Raw genomic sequence first — 15116 nt, 5'->3', positions numbered from 1 at the left:
GGCGGGCCAGCGGGGCCACCCCCGGCGGAAGGGGTCACCGTGAACGGCGTCGAGCCCGGCACACCCTGCTGGACCGACCTGGCCACCCCCGGACTGGATGACGCGAGACGGTTCTACCCGCAACTGTTCGGCTGGACCGGACGGATCTCCACAGTGCCGGACGCCGGCGGCTACACCGTCTTCCTCAAGGACGGCAAGGCGGTCGCCGGTGTGGGCCCACCGGCCACGCCGGACCAGGTGCCGGTCTGGTCGACGTACGTAGCCACGGACGACGCCGACCTGGTCGCCACCCGGGTCGCGGCGGCCGGCGGGCAGGTGGTCGTCGCCCCGTTCGACGTCGCCGCGCAGGGCCGGATGGCGGTGCTCGCCGACCCGGCCGGCGCGGTGTTCAGCGTCTGGCAGCCGATGGCGATGCGCGGCGCGGAGTTGTTCAACGCGCCCGGCGCGATGTGCTGGAACGAGCTGGTCACCCCGGATCCGGAGGGAGCCCGGGAGTTCTACGCGCTGGTCTTCGGCTGGCATCCCGAGGAACGGTCGACCGGGCCGGCCCCCTACATCGGATGGCGCTGCGGCGCCCGCATCGTCGCCGGCATGCTGCCGGCGGCCGAGCCGCTCCCCGCCGACCTGCCGGCGTACTGGACGGTCTACTTCGGGGTGGAGGACACCGACGCCACCGCGGCCCGCGCCGCCGAACTGGGCGGCACCATCCTCGTTCCGCCCCGGGACAATCCGGCCGGCCGCTCCGCCGCCCTCCGCGACCCCCACGGCGCGCTCTTCTCCATCTCCACCCTCCGCTGAGGTGTAAGGCGGGGGCCCTTCTTAACGCATTTGGTAGAGGCGGGGGCCCCTCTTAACGCCACCTGTTAAGAAGGGCCCCCGCCTTACCCCCGGCGGAGGGGGACGACGTGTGGGCCGTGCGGGCCGGGGATGACCCGGACGTGGGCGCGGTAGTGGCGGGCGAGCAGGTCCTCGGTGAGCACCTCGGCGGGTGGGCCGGCGGCGGCCACCCGGCCCTCGGCGAGCAGCACCAGACGGTCGGCGTACTCGCCGGCGATGGAGAGGTCGTGCATGGTGGCGAGCACTGTCAGGTCGTGCTCGCGGCGGAGCTGGTCGACCAGTTCCAGCACCTCCTGCTGGTGCCCGATGTCCAACGCGCTGGTCGGCTCGTCGAGCAGCAGCAGGGTGGCGCCCTGGGCCAGCGCCCGGGCCAGGAAGACCCGCTGCCGCTCCCCGCCGGAGAGGGTGGCCAGCTCGCGGCGGCCGAACCCGCTCAGGTCGAGCCGGTCCAGCACCTCGTGCACGGCGGTCAGGTCGGCGGCGGACTCCCGGCCCAGCGGCGGCATGTGGGGCGTGCGCCCGAGCAGCACGTAGTCGACGACCGCCATGCCGGCCGGCACCACCGGCGACTGCGCCACGGTGGCCACCACCCGGGCCCGCTCGCGACGGCGCAGCGCGCGGATCGGCGTACCGAAGAGGGAGACGGCGTCCGGCGCGGGCAGCAGGCCGCCGACGGCGCGCAGCAGCGTCGACTTGCCGGCGCCGTTGGGGCCGATGACGGTGACCCACTCGCCCACCGCGACGGTCAGGTCGACGCCGGCCAGGACCGGACTGCCGCCCAACTCGACCCGCAGGTCCCGGACCTCGACCGCCGTGCTCACGCTGGTCCCCCGGCGTGCGACCGCGGGGCTCGCAAACCCGGCTCACTCCTCGCGCTCACGCTGGTCCCCCGGGCGTGCGACTGCGGGGCTCGCAAACCCGGCTCACTCCTCGCGCTCACGCGCGCACCCCGCGGGCGGTGCGCAGGATCAGGACGAAGAACGGGCCGCCGAGCAGCGCGGTCACCACGCCGATGGGGATCTCGGCGGGTGCCGCGGCGGTCCGGGCGACCACGTCGGTCAGCGCCAGGAACGCGCCGCCGAAGAGCATCGACAGCGGCAGGATCACCCGGTGGCTGGAGCCGGCGAGCAGCCGGACGGTGTGCGGCACGATGATGCCGACGAAACCGATCAGGCCGGAGGCGGAGACCGCGGCGGCGGTGCCCAGCGAGGCGGCGGCGATCAGCAGGTAGCGGGACCGCTGCGGGTGCAGCCCGAGGCTGGTGGCCTCGTCGTCGCCGAGGGCGAGCACGTCCAGCTCCCGCCGGTGCGCCAGCACCACCACGGCGGTGAGCAGGAAGTACGGCAGGACCAGCAGCACGTCGTGCCAGCCGGCGGTGGAGAGCCGCCCGAGCAGCCAGGAGTAGACCTGCTGGAGGCTGTCCGAGTGCGCTTGCAGCAGGTAGGTCTGCCCGGCGGCGAGGAACGCCGACACGGCCACCCCGGCCAGGATCAGCGTGGCCGGGGAGCGGTCCCGGCCGCCGGCGGCGCCGAGCAGGTACGTCATCGCCACCGCGCCGAGCGAGCCGACGAACGCGGCGAGCGGGACGGTGACCGGCAGGCCGGTGAGCGCCCCGGCCCCGGCGCCGAGCACGATCGCCGCGGTGACCGCGAGCCCGGCCCCGGCGGCCACGCCGAGCAGGTACGGGTCGGCCAGCGGGTTGCGGAAGACGCCCTGGTAGCAGCCGCCGGCCAGGGCGAGCAGCGCGCCGACGAGCAGACCGAGCACGACCCGGGGCAGGCGCAGCTCGGTGACGATGGCGACCTCCTGCGCGGTGAGGCCGCTGTCCAGGTGCACACCGGGCAGCAGGTTGAGCAGTTCCGCCGCGACGCTGCCGGGCGGCAGGCTGACCGGGCCGAACGAGACGCCGGCCACCAGCGCGACGAGGACCGCCACCAGGCCGGCGAGCAGCCAACGTGTGCGCAGCCCGGCCGACCGGGCCGGAGCGTCGGCGGGTGTCGCGCCCCGACGGGGGTGTGGCAGTCGATCGGCCGGCCGGGACGCGTCGGGCGTCCCGGCCGGCGCGGGGTCCGCCGGTCGTACGGCCACGGTCAGGCCGGAACCTTGGCGGTGGCGTCGACGATCGCCTTCAGCAGGTCGACGACGCGCGGGCCCCAACGCGAGGCGATGTCGTCGTCGAGCGCCACGACCTGGTTGTTCTTGACCGCGGTGAGGCCGGCCCACCCGCTGCGCGCCTTGACCGTGTCGGCGCTCTGCTGGCAGCACTTGGTGTCGGCCAGGAAGACGAAGTCGGGGTTCGCCTTGACGATGACCTCCTGGGAGAGCTGCGGGTAGCCGCCGCTCTTGCCGCCGGCGTCGGCCGGGTCGGCGATGTTCTCCAGCCCGGCGAGCGCGTAGATGGTGCCGATGAACGTCTTGCTGGTCGCGGTGTACAGCTCCGGACCCAGCTCGTGGTAGTAGGTCAGCTTCTCGGCGCGCTTGGGCAGGTCCTTGGTGAGCGCGGTGATGTCGTCCTTCATCTTCCGCACCACGGCGTCCGCCTCGGTCGGATGGCCGGTGAGCTTGCCCAGGTCGGTGAGCTGCCGGTACGTGTCGTCGAGCGTGGTCGCGGCCGGGGTGAGCAGGACCGGGATCTTCAGCGCGACGAGCTGGCTGGCGATCTTGTTGGTGTCATTGGTGATCACCACCAGGTCGGGGCTCTTCGCGGCGATCGCCTCGGCGTTCGGCTGGTAGCCGGAGAGGTCGGTCTTCGGCGCGTCCGCCGGGTAGTTCGACTGGTCGTCGACGGCGGTGACCTGCTTGCCGGCGCCGATGGCGAAGAGCATCTCGGTCGAGGTCGGCGACAGCGAGACGATCTTCTCGGGGCGCTTCTCCAGCGTCAGGTTGCCCACGCTGGCGGGGAACGAGCCGCCGGACGCGCCGGTGGCGGGGGTGTCGGTCGAGGTCTTCTCGGCGCAGCCGCCGAGCAGCAGCACGCCGGCCGCGAGCGCGGTGGCGAAGAGCCGAGGGGTACGTCGGGTCACAGGTCCTCCTGTCGGTCGAGGAGCGTGGTGCTTCGCCGACAGGTTGAAAGGGCCCCGTCCGCGAGGCGCCCTTCCTCGAAGGCGCGTGTCGCGACCGGGCCGCAGGCGACCTGGCTCGTCCCACGTCCGTCGGCGCCGGCGGGAGGCCGACGCCGACCGTACGGGGCATCACAGTTGCGGGACAGCGCCGGTTTCGCACCGGCTTCGCTGTGGCACGGTCGGTGCCACCGTAGCGCACGACCAGCGAAGATCACCCGGACGGGCGGGGGTGGGCGGGGACCCCGGTGGGGGTGGGACCGGGGTCCCCGCCGCCGGGTGAGGTCAGCAGTACTGGCTCTGCTTGCCGATCGCCCGGTACGGGCAGTCGGCGTACTCGGAGAGCGTCAGCACGGCGTCCCGGTTGCGCGAGGTCTGCGCCGGGATCACCTCGTCGGGCGGGTAGAAGCCGCCGCCGGAGGCCGAGCCGGGGTACATCTCGAACGTGTACGCCCAGATCTTGTGGGTGCCCCACATCCAGTCGATGCTGGTGCCGTCCGCGATGTAGAGGTCGCTGGACTGCTCCGGGGTGTAGCCGTTGCTGGCCGCCATCTGCTGGCCGATGGTGGCGAACGTGTTGTACTGGTCGGCGGTCATCCCGGTGGCGGTGTTGCTGTACGTGTAGCCGTACGGCCAGAGCACCAGCTGGGAGTAGGTGTGGAAGTCGATGTTCGCCTTGATCTGCTGCACCCCGCCGACGACCCGGCTGTTGACGAAGTTGCGCAGCGCGGCGGTCTCCGGGGCGGAGAAGGCGGACGGGCCGCGGTAGGTGTCCGACGACTTCGTGCCGGACGAGCCGCCGCAGCAGCCCCACTGGTAGCCCCAGTTGCGGTTCAGGTCGGTGCCGACGTACGTGGAGCCGCTGTTGGGCTGCCGGTTCTTCCGCCAGGAGCGGTAGGAGCCGGTGGCGATGTCGTACTCGCTGCCGTCCGGGTTGACGGTGGGCACGATCCAGATCTCCCGGGAGTTCACGATGCCGGTGATCCGGGAGTCGGTGCCGTAGTTGTCGGTGAACAGGTTGAGCAGGTAGATCGCCATCTCGACGGTCAGGTGCTCGCGGGCGTGCTGCTGGGCGTTGAACAGGATCTCCGGTTCGCTCTCGTCGGTGCCGACGTTGTCGGAGATCTTCACGGCCATCAGGTCCCGGCCCTGGTAGGACGTGCCGATGCTGAGCTTGCGGGCGATGCTCGGGTGGTCGGCGACCACCTGGTTCACCACCGCGGTCAGCTCGGCGTAGTCGTGGTAGTTCGAGTCGGCGGGCGGGAACGCGTACGCGGTCGCGCCGCCGGCCGGTGCCGGGGCGACGTCCTTCTCCAGCCGGAAGCCGAGCCGGGTGATCGCGTTCGCCTCGGCGGTGGTGGCCGTGACGTGCAGCACGCCGTGCTCGGAGTAGTCGATGGCGGCGCCGGTGCGGGCGACCGCGGTGCGGTCGGCGACGGTGCGCGGGCCGAGCACCCGGTAGGCGACGGCGGCGGACTCGCCGGCCCGGTCCGGGTCGGGGCGGGCGGCGGCCGGCCCGGCGGCGGCGGTGACCAGGATCAGGCCGACGGCGGCGACGATCGCGAGCCGGCGGCGCAGCGGGGACGTGCGGAGGGCCATGGACAACCTCCTCGGGGTACGGGGAGATCCCGTTGTCCGCACACTTCACCAGCAGTCACATGGTCATATCAACATCCGTCGTTGTCATGAACCATCCCGACCTGATCCTCACGTCGGCAATGATTTTCCATGGCTGAACATCTGGCGAAACTTCCCGCCAAGGACGACAGTGAACGGCAACGATGCCGTTTCCCCGTGGAGCTGCCATGTTCGGAAGACCCCTGCGCGCGGTCGCCCTCGCCGGCCTGACCGCGCTCACCCTGCTCGGCACCACCGCACCCGCCCAGGCCCACGGCCCCCGGCCGGGCGTCACCCACGACGAACAGATCACGTTCCAGGAGTTCTCCCGCTACCCCGACTGGCGTACCGGCACGCACCAGGGCACCCGCGCCGTGCCCGGCCGCCAGCCGGCGCTCACCATCGCCCGACCCGCCGGCACAGTCGAGTTCACCGACGAACACACCGGCGCCACCCGCACCTGGGAGTACGCCACCTGGACCTCACCCGAGCGGCGGATCGGGTTCGACGCCACCGAACTTGTCGCGTCCTGGAACGCCAGCACCCCCGCCGGCACCTGGATCCAGGTCGAGCTGCACGGCACCTACAACACCGGAGCCCAGACCCCGTGGTACGTGATGGGCCGCTGGGCCTCCGGCGACCAGGACATCAAGCGGGCCACGCTGGACGGTCAGGGTGACCCCTGGTCGAGCATCTGGACCGACACGTTCGCCGTCGACGACGCCTCGGCCGGGGTGCTGCTGCGCTCGTACCAGCTCCGGCTGACGCTCTACCGCGCGCCCGGACAGGCCGCCGCGCCGCAGGTCCGGATGGTCGGCGCGATGGCCTCGAACGTGCCGGACCGGTTCACCGTCACCCCGAGCCGGGGCGGCATCGCCTGGGGCACCGAGCTGGCCGTGCCCCGCTACTCGCAGAACGTCCACATCGGCGAGTACCCGGAGTACGACGGCGGCGGCGAGGCGTGGTGCTCGCCCACCTCCACCGAGATGGTGGTCGAGTACTGGGGACGCAAGCCCTCGGCCGAGGACACCGCCTGGGTCGACCCCGCCTACGCCGACCCGACCGTCGACCACGCCGCCCGGATGACCTACGACCACGAGTACGACGGCGCCGGCAACTGGCCGTTCAACACCGCGTACGCCGCCGGCTTCCCCGGTCTGGAGGCGCGCGTCACCCGGCTGCACTCGCTGGACGAGGCGGAACGGTTCATCGCCGCCGGCATCCCGGTGGTCACGTCGCAGTCGTTCCTGGCCGAGGAGCTGGACGGGGCGAACTACGGCACCTCCGGGCACCTGTTCGTGATCGTCGGCTTCACCGCCGACGGCGACGTGATCGTCAACGACCCGGCGTCGTCCTCGAACGAGGCGGTGCGCAACGTCTACCAGCGCGAGCAGTTCGAGCAGATCTGGCAGCGCACCAAGCGCTACCGGGCCAACGGCACCGTGGCCTCCGGCTCCGGCGGCATCGCGTACCTGATCAAGCCGCTGAACCGCCCCTGGCCCACCGTCCCGGGCTCCACCAACTGGTGAGCTGAAAGGAGGGGCCCCTGCTTAACGCCTGGCGTCGAGAAGGGGCCCCTTCTCACCACTCAGTCCTTGGGCTCGGGCTGGTCGTCGCCGGCCAGGGCGGAGCGCAGCCGGTCCTTCTCCGCGCGACGGCGTTCCGCCGCCTCGGACATCTCCCCGGCCATCTCGTCCCGCCACCCCTTCAGCAGGAAGAACGACAGCGTGGCGGAGAAGACGAGCGCCAGCATCAGCCGCAGGAACATGTTCATCTCGATGAACCAGAGGGCCGCCAGCACCGCGACGAACAGCCCGATCCGGCCCAGCGTGTACTTGACCGCCGCGCTCATGCCCGCATTCCCACTCTCTCCGCCGCCTCAGCCCGTCCGCCGGGCCAGCCAGTGCACGCCATGAAACCAGATCACCGCGTAGACCACGGTGAAAACCGCCGCGGCCAGCGCGCCGGTGAACAGCGCCGGCAGCCCCGCGGCCAGCCCGGCCGCCAGCAACCCGGCCAGCACGCCGACCCCGAGCCCGACCAGCGCCGCCAGCACCCGGGCGGCACCGAACTCCCAGGCCCGGAAGTCGTCCCAGAACAGCCAGAGCGGCAGGATCACCGCCAGCCAGCCGTTGGTCCCCCCGAACCCGCCGGCGCCGACGGCGGCGAACGCCCACTCGAAGAGCAGCAGCGCCAGCACGCCGATGACCAGCCCGGCGAGCGTCACGCCGAGCAGGTCACCGAGCGTCAGGATGCGCCCCTCGGCGTCCCGCCGAGGAAAGCCGCGCTGCTGATCCCCGGTGCTCGTCGCCGGGTCAGGCCCAGACCTGCCGGTGCTCATCGCCGGGTCAGGCCCAGACCTGCTGCGGCTCGGAGCGGCGCTCGGCCATCGACGGCGCGGCAGCGTACTCACGGACGGTCTCGTAGCGGGTGTTCCGCTCCACCGGGCGGAAGCCGGCGTCCCAGATCAGGTGGAGCAGGTCGTCCCGGTGCATGGTGTTCGGCGTGCCGTACGAGTCGGCGTCGTGCGTGATCTTGTATTCCACCACCGAGCCGTCCAGGTCGTCCACGCCGAAGTTCAGCGAGAGCTGGGCCACCGAGAGCCCGTGCATGACCCAGAAGCACTTCACGTGCGGGACGTTGTCGAACAGCAGGCGGGAGACCGCGAACGTCTTGAGCGACTCGGCCGGGGAGGCCATCGTGGTGCGGGCCTGGATCCGGTTACGGACCTTGCCGTCCGCCGAGTCGACGAAGTCGTGCTGGTAGCGCAGCGGGATGAAAACCTGGAAGCCCCCGGTCTCGTCCTGCAGCTCACGCAGCCGCAGCACGTGGTCGACCCGGTGCCGGGGCTCCTCGATGTGGCCGTAGAGCATGGTCGACGGCGTCTTCATGCCCTTCGAGTGGGCCAGTCGGTGGATCCGCGACCAGTCCTCCCAGTGGCAGGCGTGGTCGACGATGTGCTGGCGGACCTCCCAGTCGAAGATCTCCGCGCCGCCGCCGGTCAGCGACTCCAGCCCGGCGTCCATCAGCTCGTCGAGGATCGCGTCGGCGGTCAGCCCGCTGATCTTCTCGAACCACTGCACCTCGGTCGCGGTGAACGCCTTGAGGTTGACCTTCGGCAGCGCGGCCTTCAGCTCGCGCAGCACCTTGGGGTAGTAGCGCCAGGGCAGCGTCGGGTGCAGGCCGTTGACGATGTGCAGCTCGGTGAGCTGCTCGTCCTCCATCTCCTTGGCCTTGCGGACCGCCTCGTCGATCCGCATCGTGTAGGCGTCCTTCTCGCCCGGCTTGCGCTGGAACGAGCAGTACGCGCACGACGCGGAACAGACGTTGGTCAGGTTGAGGTGCCGGTTGACGTTGAACATCACCCGGTCGCCGTTGAGCTCCGTACGCCTGTGGTGGGCCAGCCGGCCCAACCAGGTCAGGTCGTCGCTCGCGTAGAGCGCGATGCCGTCCTCGCGGGTCAGCCGCTCCCCCGCGTAGACCTTCGCTTCGAGCTCACGCTTGAGTCCGGCGTCCATCCGAAAGCCACGTCCTTCCACCTGGGGTCCCGATCGAGCGTACGTCGCGGGTCCGGAGCGCCGCCCGCGCGGTCGACCGCAGCGACCCAGTTCACCGGTCGTCACGCTCCGCACATCGACATCGTTGCGTCGGTGAGGTAAGACAGGGTGGGGCGGAACACACACCAGGGGCCGCCCTGTCTCATCACGCCCACGACGCGTGGCGCGCACCAGACCGGACGGGGAGCGGAATGGTCGACAGCACCAAGGCCCGAAGGCGACGGCGACGCTCACCGGTGATCTCACCGGTGCTGCGCCCGGCGCTCTGGTCCGCCCTGCTCGGGGCGGTCGCGGCCGCGGCGCTCGCCACCCCGGCCTGGGCCGATCCGCTGCCCGACACCATTCCCAGCACCGGGTCCCGGCCGCAGGTCACCGGCCCGCTCCAGCTCCCCACCGTGCCCGGCGCCACCGCCGGCCGACCCGGTGCCGCCGTCCCCGGCCAGCCCGGCGTCCCGGTGCCCGGCCTGCCCGGTGCCGCCGTGCCCGGCGCGCCGGTCCTGCCGGGCGCCACGACCGGCGTCACGAACCCGGCCGACGGGCCGCTGATCGCGCAGATCAACCAGGTCGACGGTCAGGTCGCCCAACTCGGCGACAACCTCCTGCGGGTCAAGGGCGAGCGGGACGCGGCCCAGGCCGAGCTGAACGCCGCCGCCGCCCGGCTCAAGGAGGCCCAGGCCGCGCTGGCCCGGGCCCAGGAGAACGCCAAGAGCGCCGCAGCCGACGCGGTCAAGGCCGACGCCGCGCTGCCGCCCGGCGAGTTCGGCACCAGCCTGCGCCAGTTCTCCGATCTCCAGCGGATCACCCGGGGCGACAAGGCCGAGGGGGCCACCACCTCGGTGACCGGCGAGCTGCTGCGCGCCACCACCGACGAGCGGGTCGCGCGCGAGGCGCACGCCTCGGTCCAGCGCCGGGTCACCGAGAAGACCGCGGAGTTCACCCGGGTCGAGACCGACCTGCACAAGCAGGAAGCCGCGCTGCTCAAGCTCCGCCGCGACAACGCCGCCAAGCTGCTCGACATCGAGCGCCGCGAGGACGCCGCCGAGCAGCGGCTCGGCAACCCGTACGTCGTCAACCAGAGCATCAACGGCCTGGTCGCCGACCCGCGGGCACTGGCCGCCGTGCGCTACGCCCTGGCCCAGTTGGGTGACCCCTACCTCTGGGCGGCGGAGGGCCCGAACCGGTTCGACTGCTCCGGTCTGATGCTCGCCGCCTACCAGTCGGCCGGCTACCGGGGCCTGCCCCGCGTCTCCCGGGACCAGTACTACGCGACCCGCTCCCGCACCGTCAGCCCGACCGCTCTCCTCCCCGGTGACCTGCTCTTCTTCGCCTCCGGCAGCAGCTGGAGCAGCATCCACCACGTCGCCATGTACATCGGTGACGGCAAGATGGTGGAGGCGCCTCGGACCGGTGACGTGGTCAAGATCTCGGTGGTCCGGTGGTCCCGGCTCTACGCGGCGACCCGGGTGGTCGGCGCCGTCTCCGGGCCCGCCACGCCGGTGCCGCTCCCGACCGTGCCGGTCAACCCGCCGAAGCCCGGTAACACGCCGAAGCCGACCCCGAAGCCGACGAAGTCCGCCACGCCGAAGCCGACGCCGAAGCCGACGAAGTCCGCCACGCCGAAGCCCACGCCGACCACGTCCAGTCCGACGCCCACCCCGTCGACGAGCACCAGCCCGACGCCCACCCCGTCGGACACGCCGAGCCCGACGCCGAGCCGTACCGCCACCGTCGCGCCGTCGTCGACCTCGGCGGAACCGACCGAGAGCGCCGCCGCGCCGTCGAGCAGCACGGCGAAGCCGACGGAGAGCACGGCCGGCAGCAAGTCCGCCAGCCCGACCAGCGCCGGCTGACCCAACCGTCCGCTCCGACTGTGTTCCCGGGCCGGAATGTGGCACGGTGAGATCCAGGCACTTCCGGCCGGCGCCACGGTCGGGGGCGAGCGTGGGTGCGGAGGGGCGAGATGGGCGAGCACGAGGTTCCGGCGGAGACGGTCCAACCGGGATCCACGCCCGACCCCGTCGGGAACGCCGACGAGCGCCCGGCGCAGCCGGGTCCGGTCGCCGTCGCGCGGGCCCGGGTCAGCGTGGCCGGCTCGGCCGTGGCGCCGCCGTCGGGCGGGGAACGGCCCGGTCCGCCGGCCACCGCCACCACCTACCGGGCGGGTGCCCCGGCGGAGAGCGTCCCGCCGCTGGACCGCCGCCGCCCCGGGGCGACCGTCTCGCCGCCGTCCAGCTGGTCCGCCTTCGCGGCGGCCGACCGGCCGGCCTCGACCGACGACGACGCCGGTTCGCCGGCCGCCGCGACGCCGCCGACGCCGGTTCCGGTGGCCCCGGTCCCGCCACCGCCGGCCACCCCGACCCCGGCCACCCCGACCATGGCCGCCCCGCCCCCCGCTGCCCCGACCACGGCTGCCCCGACCACGGCTGCTCCGATCCCGCTCCCGGCCGCCGCGACGCCGGCGCCCGTTCCGACCGTGGACGCCGCTGACCGTTCCGGGCCAGGTCCCGACGACGCCGCGGCGGCGGGCCCGACCGACGGCGACTCCCCGACCACCCCGGCCTCCGGTGCCGCCCCGGCCCCCAGCGCCGCCCGGATCTCCGGCTCCGCCCAGGTGCCCGGCTCCGCCCAGGTGCCCGGCTCAACTCAGATGCCCAGCGCCCCCCAGACGCCGAACGCCGCCCAGGTGCCGGGCGCCGCCCAGGTCGCCGGGGCCGCCCAGGTGCCCGCGCCGCGCGCGGGGTCCCCGGACGCGAGCCGGGACGCCCACCCCGTCGGCGACGCCGGGCAGCAGCCGGCCGACCGGTTCGCCGGCCGGATCACGCCCGCGCCGCGCACCGACTCCCCGGCAGCGCCCGCCCGGGCCAGCGCATCGGTGCCCGGCCTGAGCCGGGTCTCGGCCGACGAGGTCGCCGTGTCGGTGGCGGCCGCGCCCACCGCCGCGAAGCTCTACCGGGCCGCCCCGGTCAACCCGGAGCCGCCGGAGCCCGCCCAGCCGCCGGAGCCGGCGCAGCCGCCGTCCCCGCCGGGTCCCGAGCCCGAGCCGGCTCCGACCCCGGTGCCCGGGCCGACGCCCCCGTCCCCGGCTCCGCCCGTACCCGAGCCGGAGCCCCCGCTCCGCCCGACGCCCCCGATGCCGGCCCCCGGGCCGGCTCCGTCCCCGGTTCCGCCGGGGCCGGTTCCGCCCGGACCAAATCCGCCCGGACCAAATCCGCCCGGACCGAATCCGCCGGGGCCGGTTCCGCCGATGCCCGGGCCACCCGTACCGCCCCCGGGGCCCGCGGTGCCACCGCCACCGCCGCCGCCCGGCCCGATGCCCGCGCCCCCGTTCCCGCCGCCGCCGGCGATGGCCGGCGTGCCCGGAGCGCAGCCGGTCTGGCCCCCCACGTCCGCGCCGCCGGCCCCGGCCGTCCCGGCCCCGGCGCTGCCGACCTGGCCGCCGCCGGCCGCTTCCGCACGGCAGACCGAAACCGCTCCTCCGGTACGCCCGCAGCTCGGCAGTCAGGACCTGGCCGGAACCGCGTACGGCGGCACGGAGGGCCCGGGCTTCGCCACTGTCGCGCTCCCGCAGAGCAGCCCGTCGGAGAACACCGGTTCGCTGACCGGGCACATCCTGGCCCAGGGCTGGGCCGAGGACACCCCGACCACCCGGGCCAGCAACACCAAGGTCATCATTGTGCTGGCCGTCGCGCTGACGGCGCTGATCGCCATCAGTCTGCTCGTGGTGTTCCTGGCCAACGACGCGTTGAGCGGCCTGACCGGCACCGTGCTGACGCGCTGACGGGGTGAGCCCGCCCACTACGGCCGCGCTGTGCGGTGGCCGTGTCGGCGAAGCGCCGTACACTTGTCGGGATCACTGACCCGGCGCGTCCGACTGCGCGCCCATGGGCGATCTTGCGGGCGATTCGGCGGCGTGACGGTGCCGCGGCAGGCCATCGCGAAGATGCGCCCCGCTCGAAAGGTATTTCTTGACCACCTTCGCTGAATCCGGCATGTCCCCGTCCACCGACCCGATCACCGACGCCCCCGACTTCGCCTCGCTCGGCCTTCCGACGCAGGTGGTCGACGCGCTCGCCCGGCAGGGCATCACCACCCCGTTCGAGATCCAGCGGGCCACCGTGCCGGACGCGCTCGCCGGCCGCGACGTGCTCGGCCGGGGTCAGACCGGCTCCGGCAAGACGCTGGCCTTCGGCCTGCCGGTGATCGCCCGCCTCGCCGACCGCAACCGGGCCCGGCCGCTGCACCCCCGCGCGCTGGTCCTGGTTCCCACCCGCGAGCTGGCCATGCAGGTCAACGACGCGCTGGTGCCGCTCGGCAAGGCGGTGGGCATCTTCCTGAAGACCGCCGTCGGCGGCGTGCCGTACGACCGGCAGATCGACGCGCTCCGCCGGGGCGTGGAGATCGTGGTGGCCACGCCGGGGCGGCTCGGCGACCTGATCGCGCGCGGCGTGTGCCGGCTCGACGACGTCGAGGTCACCGTGCTGGACGAGGCCGACCAGATGGCCGACATGGGCTTCCTGCCCGAGGTCACCGAGCTGCTGGCGAAGACGCCCGCGGACGCCCAGCGGCTGCTCTTCTCGGCCACTCTGGACAACGACGTCGACTCGCTGGTCAAGCGGTTCATGACCGACCCGGTCACCCACTCGACCGCGCCGGCCACCGCGGCGGTGTCCACCATGGATCACCACATGCTGCTGATCCCGCCGCACGACAAGTTCGCGGTGACGGCGTCCATCGCCGCCCGTGAGGGCCGCACCATGGTCTTCGCCCGTACGCAGCTCGGCGTCGACCGGCTGGTCGAGCAGCTCACCGCGGTCGGCGTACGGGCCGGTGGCCTGCACGGCGGAAAGACCCAGCGGATGCGCACCAGGACGCTCGCCGAGTTCCGCGAGGGCCGGATGAACGTGCTGGTCGCCACCGACGTGGCGGCTCGGGGCATCCATGTCGACGGGGTCTCGCTGGTGCTGCACGTGGACCCGCCGAAGGACCCGAAGGACTACCTGCACCGGGCCGGCCGCACCGCCCGGGCCGGCGAGTCCGGCGCGGTGGCGACCCTGGTGCTGCCGAAGCAGCGCCGGACCACGTTGGCCATGCTGGAGAAGGCGGGCGTCGAGCCGTCCCAGGCTCGGGTCCGCGCCGGCGACGAGGCGCTGGCCGAGCTGACCGGTGCGCGCGAGCCCAGCGGCGTACCGGTCCGCGAGGAGCCGGAGCCCCGCCGTGGCGGCGGTGCCCGCCGCTTCGGCGACCGGGACGGACGCGGCTACGGCGACCGACCCAGCGGTGAGCGCCGCTACGGCGACCGGCCGACCGGCGAGCGGCGCTACGGCGACCGCCCCAGTGGTGAGCGCAGCTTCGGCGACCGACCCAGCGGTGAGCGCCGCTACGGCGACCGACCCACCGGCGGACGCGGCTACGGCGACCGGCCCACCGGCGAGCGTCGCTACGGCGACCGGCCGACCGGCGAGCGCGGCTTCGGGGACCGGTTCGGTAGCGACCGGACCGAGCGCCGCGACGACCGGCGCTTCGGGGACCGGCGGTCCGACGACCGCGGGGACCGCTTCGAGGGCCGGCAGTCCGACGACCGGCGCTTCGGCGAGCGGGCGCAGCGCGACCGGACCGGTGGCGACCGGCCGTTCGGGGACCGGCACCGGCCGACCGGCGGGCGCGGCTTCGACCGGGACGACCGGGGACGCGACGACCGCCCCACCGGCGGGCGTGACGTCGGCGAGCGCCGCCACGGGGACCGCCCGCAGGGCGAGCGTCGCTTCGGGGACCGGGACAGCAGCGCACAGCGTCGCTTCGGGGACCGCGACGGCGGCACCGAGCGTCGCTTCGGGGACCGGGACGGCGGCACCGAGCGTCGCTTCGGGGACCGGGACGGCGGCACCGAGCGTCGCTTCGGGGACCGGGGCGAGGCCCGGCCGGCCGAGCGTCGGGGCGGTTTCCGTCCCGAGGGCCGGGGCCGGGACGACCGGCCGCGCGACGACCGGCGCGGTTTCGGTGGGCGTCCGCCGGCCCGTACCCACTGATCCGGAGCCTACGGAAGACC

At 73.7% G+C, this 15116-nt stretch carries 11 protein-coding genes, 1 pseudogene and 1 riboswitch; of the genes and pseudogenes, 5 read left to right on the top strand and 7 right to left on the bottom strand.

Annotated elements, in window-relative coordinates:
• Window positions 1-39 precede the first annotated feature (39 nt).
• The gene (locus tag C8054_RS00420) at window positions 40-798 is read left to right on the top strand and encodes a VOC family protein (protein WP_107154651.1); all 759 of its coding nucleotides are present in this window, start codon (window positions 40-42) and stop codon (window positions 796-798) included.
• A gap of 83 nt (window positions 799-881) precedes the next feature.
• Here the strand turns inward: C8054_RS00420 and C8054_RS00415 are convergent, their stop codons facing one another.
• The 4 genes and pseudogenes from C8054_RS00415 to C8054_RS00400 all read right to left on the bottom strand — a co-directional run.
• On the bottom strand, window positions 882-1658 hold the full coding sequence (locus C8054_RS00415; protein WP_107154650.1) for an ABC transporter ATP-binding protein: 777 nt from the start codon (window positions 1656-1658) through the stop codon (window positions 882-884).
• A 115-nt stretch (window positions 1659-1773) separates the two neighbouring features.
• Entirely contained in the window at window positions 1774-2859 is a 1086-nt protein-coding gene (locus C8054_RS00410; protein WP_233219428.1) for an iron ABC transporter permease, read from the bottom strand.
• A gap of 68 nt (window positions 2860-2927) precedes the next feature.
• The gene (locus C8054_RS00405) at window positions 2928-3860 is read right to left on the bottom strand and encodes an ABC transporter substrate-binding protein (protein ID WP_107154648.1); all 933 of its coding nucleotides are present in this window, start codon (window positions 3858-3860) and stop codon (window positions 2928-2930) included.
• A gap of 109 nt (window positions 3861-3969) precedes the next feature.
• A riboswitch (cobalamin riboswitch) is annotated at window positions 3970-4063 on the bottom strand.
• 121 nt (window positions 4064-4184) lie between these two features.
• A pseudogene (locus C8054_RS00400) lies at window positions 4185-5495 on the bottom strand (M14 family metallopeptidase); the annotation flags it as partial.
• A gap of 206 nt (window positions 5496-5701) precedes the next feature.
• Between C8054_RS00400 and C8054_RS00395 the strand changes: the two are divergent.
• On the top strand, window positions 5702-7042 hold the full coding sequence (locus C8054_RS00395) for a C39 family peptidase (RefSeq protein WP_107154646.1): 1341 nt from the start codon (window positions 5702-5704) through the stop codon (window positions 7040-7042).
• A 59-nt stretch (window positions 7043-7101) separates the two neighbouring features.
• On the opposite strand, the gene C8054_RS00390 is transcribed toward C8054_RS00395, so the two are convergent.
• From C8054_RS00390 to mqnE, 3 genes are read right to left on the bottom strand one after another with little or no spacing between them, the layout of a single operon-like run.
• A complete protein-coding gene (locus C8054_RS00390) occupies window positions 7102-7365 on the bottom strand; it encodes a DUF4229 domain-containing protein (protein ID WP_107154645.1) in 264 nt (87 codons plus the stop codon).
• 27 nt (window positions 7366-7392) lie between these two features.
• Window positions 7393-7854, bottom strand: coding sequence for a hypothetical protein (locus tag C8054_RS00385; RefSeq protein WP_107154644.1), 462 nt, complete (start codon window positions 7852-7854; stop codon window positions 7393-7395).
• A 7-nt stretch (window positions 7855-7861) separates the two neighbouring features.
• Window positions 7862-9031 carry an aminofutalosine synthase MqnE gene (gene mqnE, locus C8054_RS00380; protein ID WP_107154643.1) on the bottom strand — a complete coding sequence of 390 codons (1170 nt, stop codon included), beginning with the start codon at window positions 9029-9031 and terminating at the stop codon, window positions 7862-7864.
• 230 nt (window positions 9032-9261) lie between these two features.
• On the opposite strand from mqnE, the gene C8054_RS00375 reads away from it, so the two are divergent.
• The 3 genes from C8054_RS00375 to C8054_RS00365 all read left to right on the top strand — a co-directional run bounded on the left by C8054_RS00375 (window position 9262) and on the right by C8054_RS00365 (window position 15096).
• A complete protein-coding gene (locus C8054_RS00375; protein ID WP_199199441.1) occupies window positions 9262-10920 on the top strand; it encodes a C40 family peptidase in 1659 nt (552 codons plus the stop codon).
• Between the two features lie 110 nt (window positions 10921-11030).
• Window positions 11031-12848: a hypothetical protein gene (locus C8054_RS33150; RefSeq protein ID WP_306766799.1), complete on the top strand. Its 1818-nt coding sequence runs from the start codon at window positions 11031-11033 to the stop codon at window positions 12846-12848.
• A 187-nt stretch (window positions 12849-13035) separates the two neighbouring features.
• Window positions 13036-15096 carry a DEAD/DEAH box helicase gene (locus C8054_RS00365; protein WP_107154641.1) on the top strand — a complete coding sequence of 687 codons (2061 nt, stop codon included), beginning with the start codon at window positions 13036-13038 and terminating at the stop codon, window positions 15094-15096.
• The last annotated feature ends 20 nt before the right edge of the window (window positions 15097-15116 follow it).

The sequence above is a fragment of the Micromonospora sp. RP3T genome (assembly GCF_003027925.1).
Taxonomy (GTDB): Bacteria; Actinomycetota; Actinomycetes; order Mycobacteriales; family Micromonosporaceae; genus Micromonospora.
This window is presented reverse-complemented; position numbering and strand designations above follow the sequence as displayed.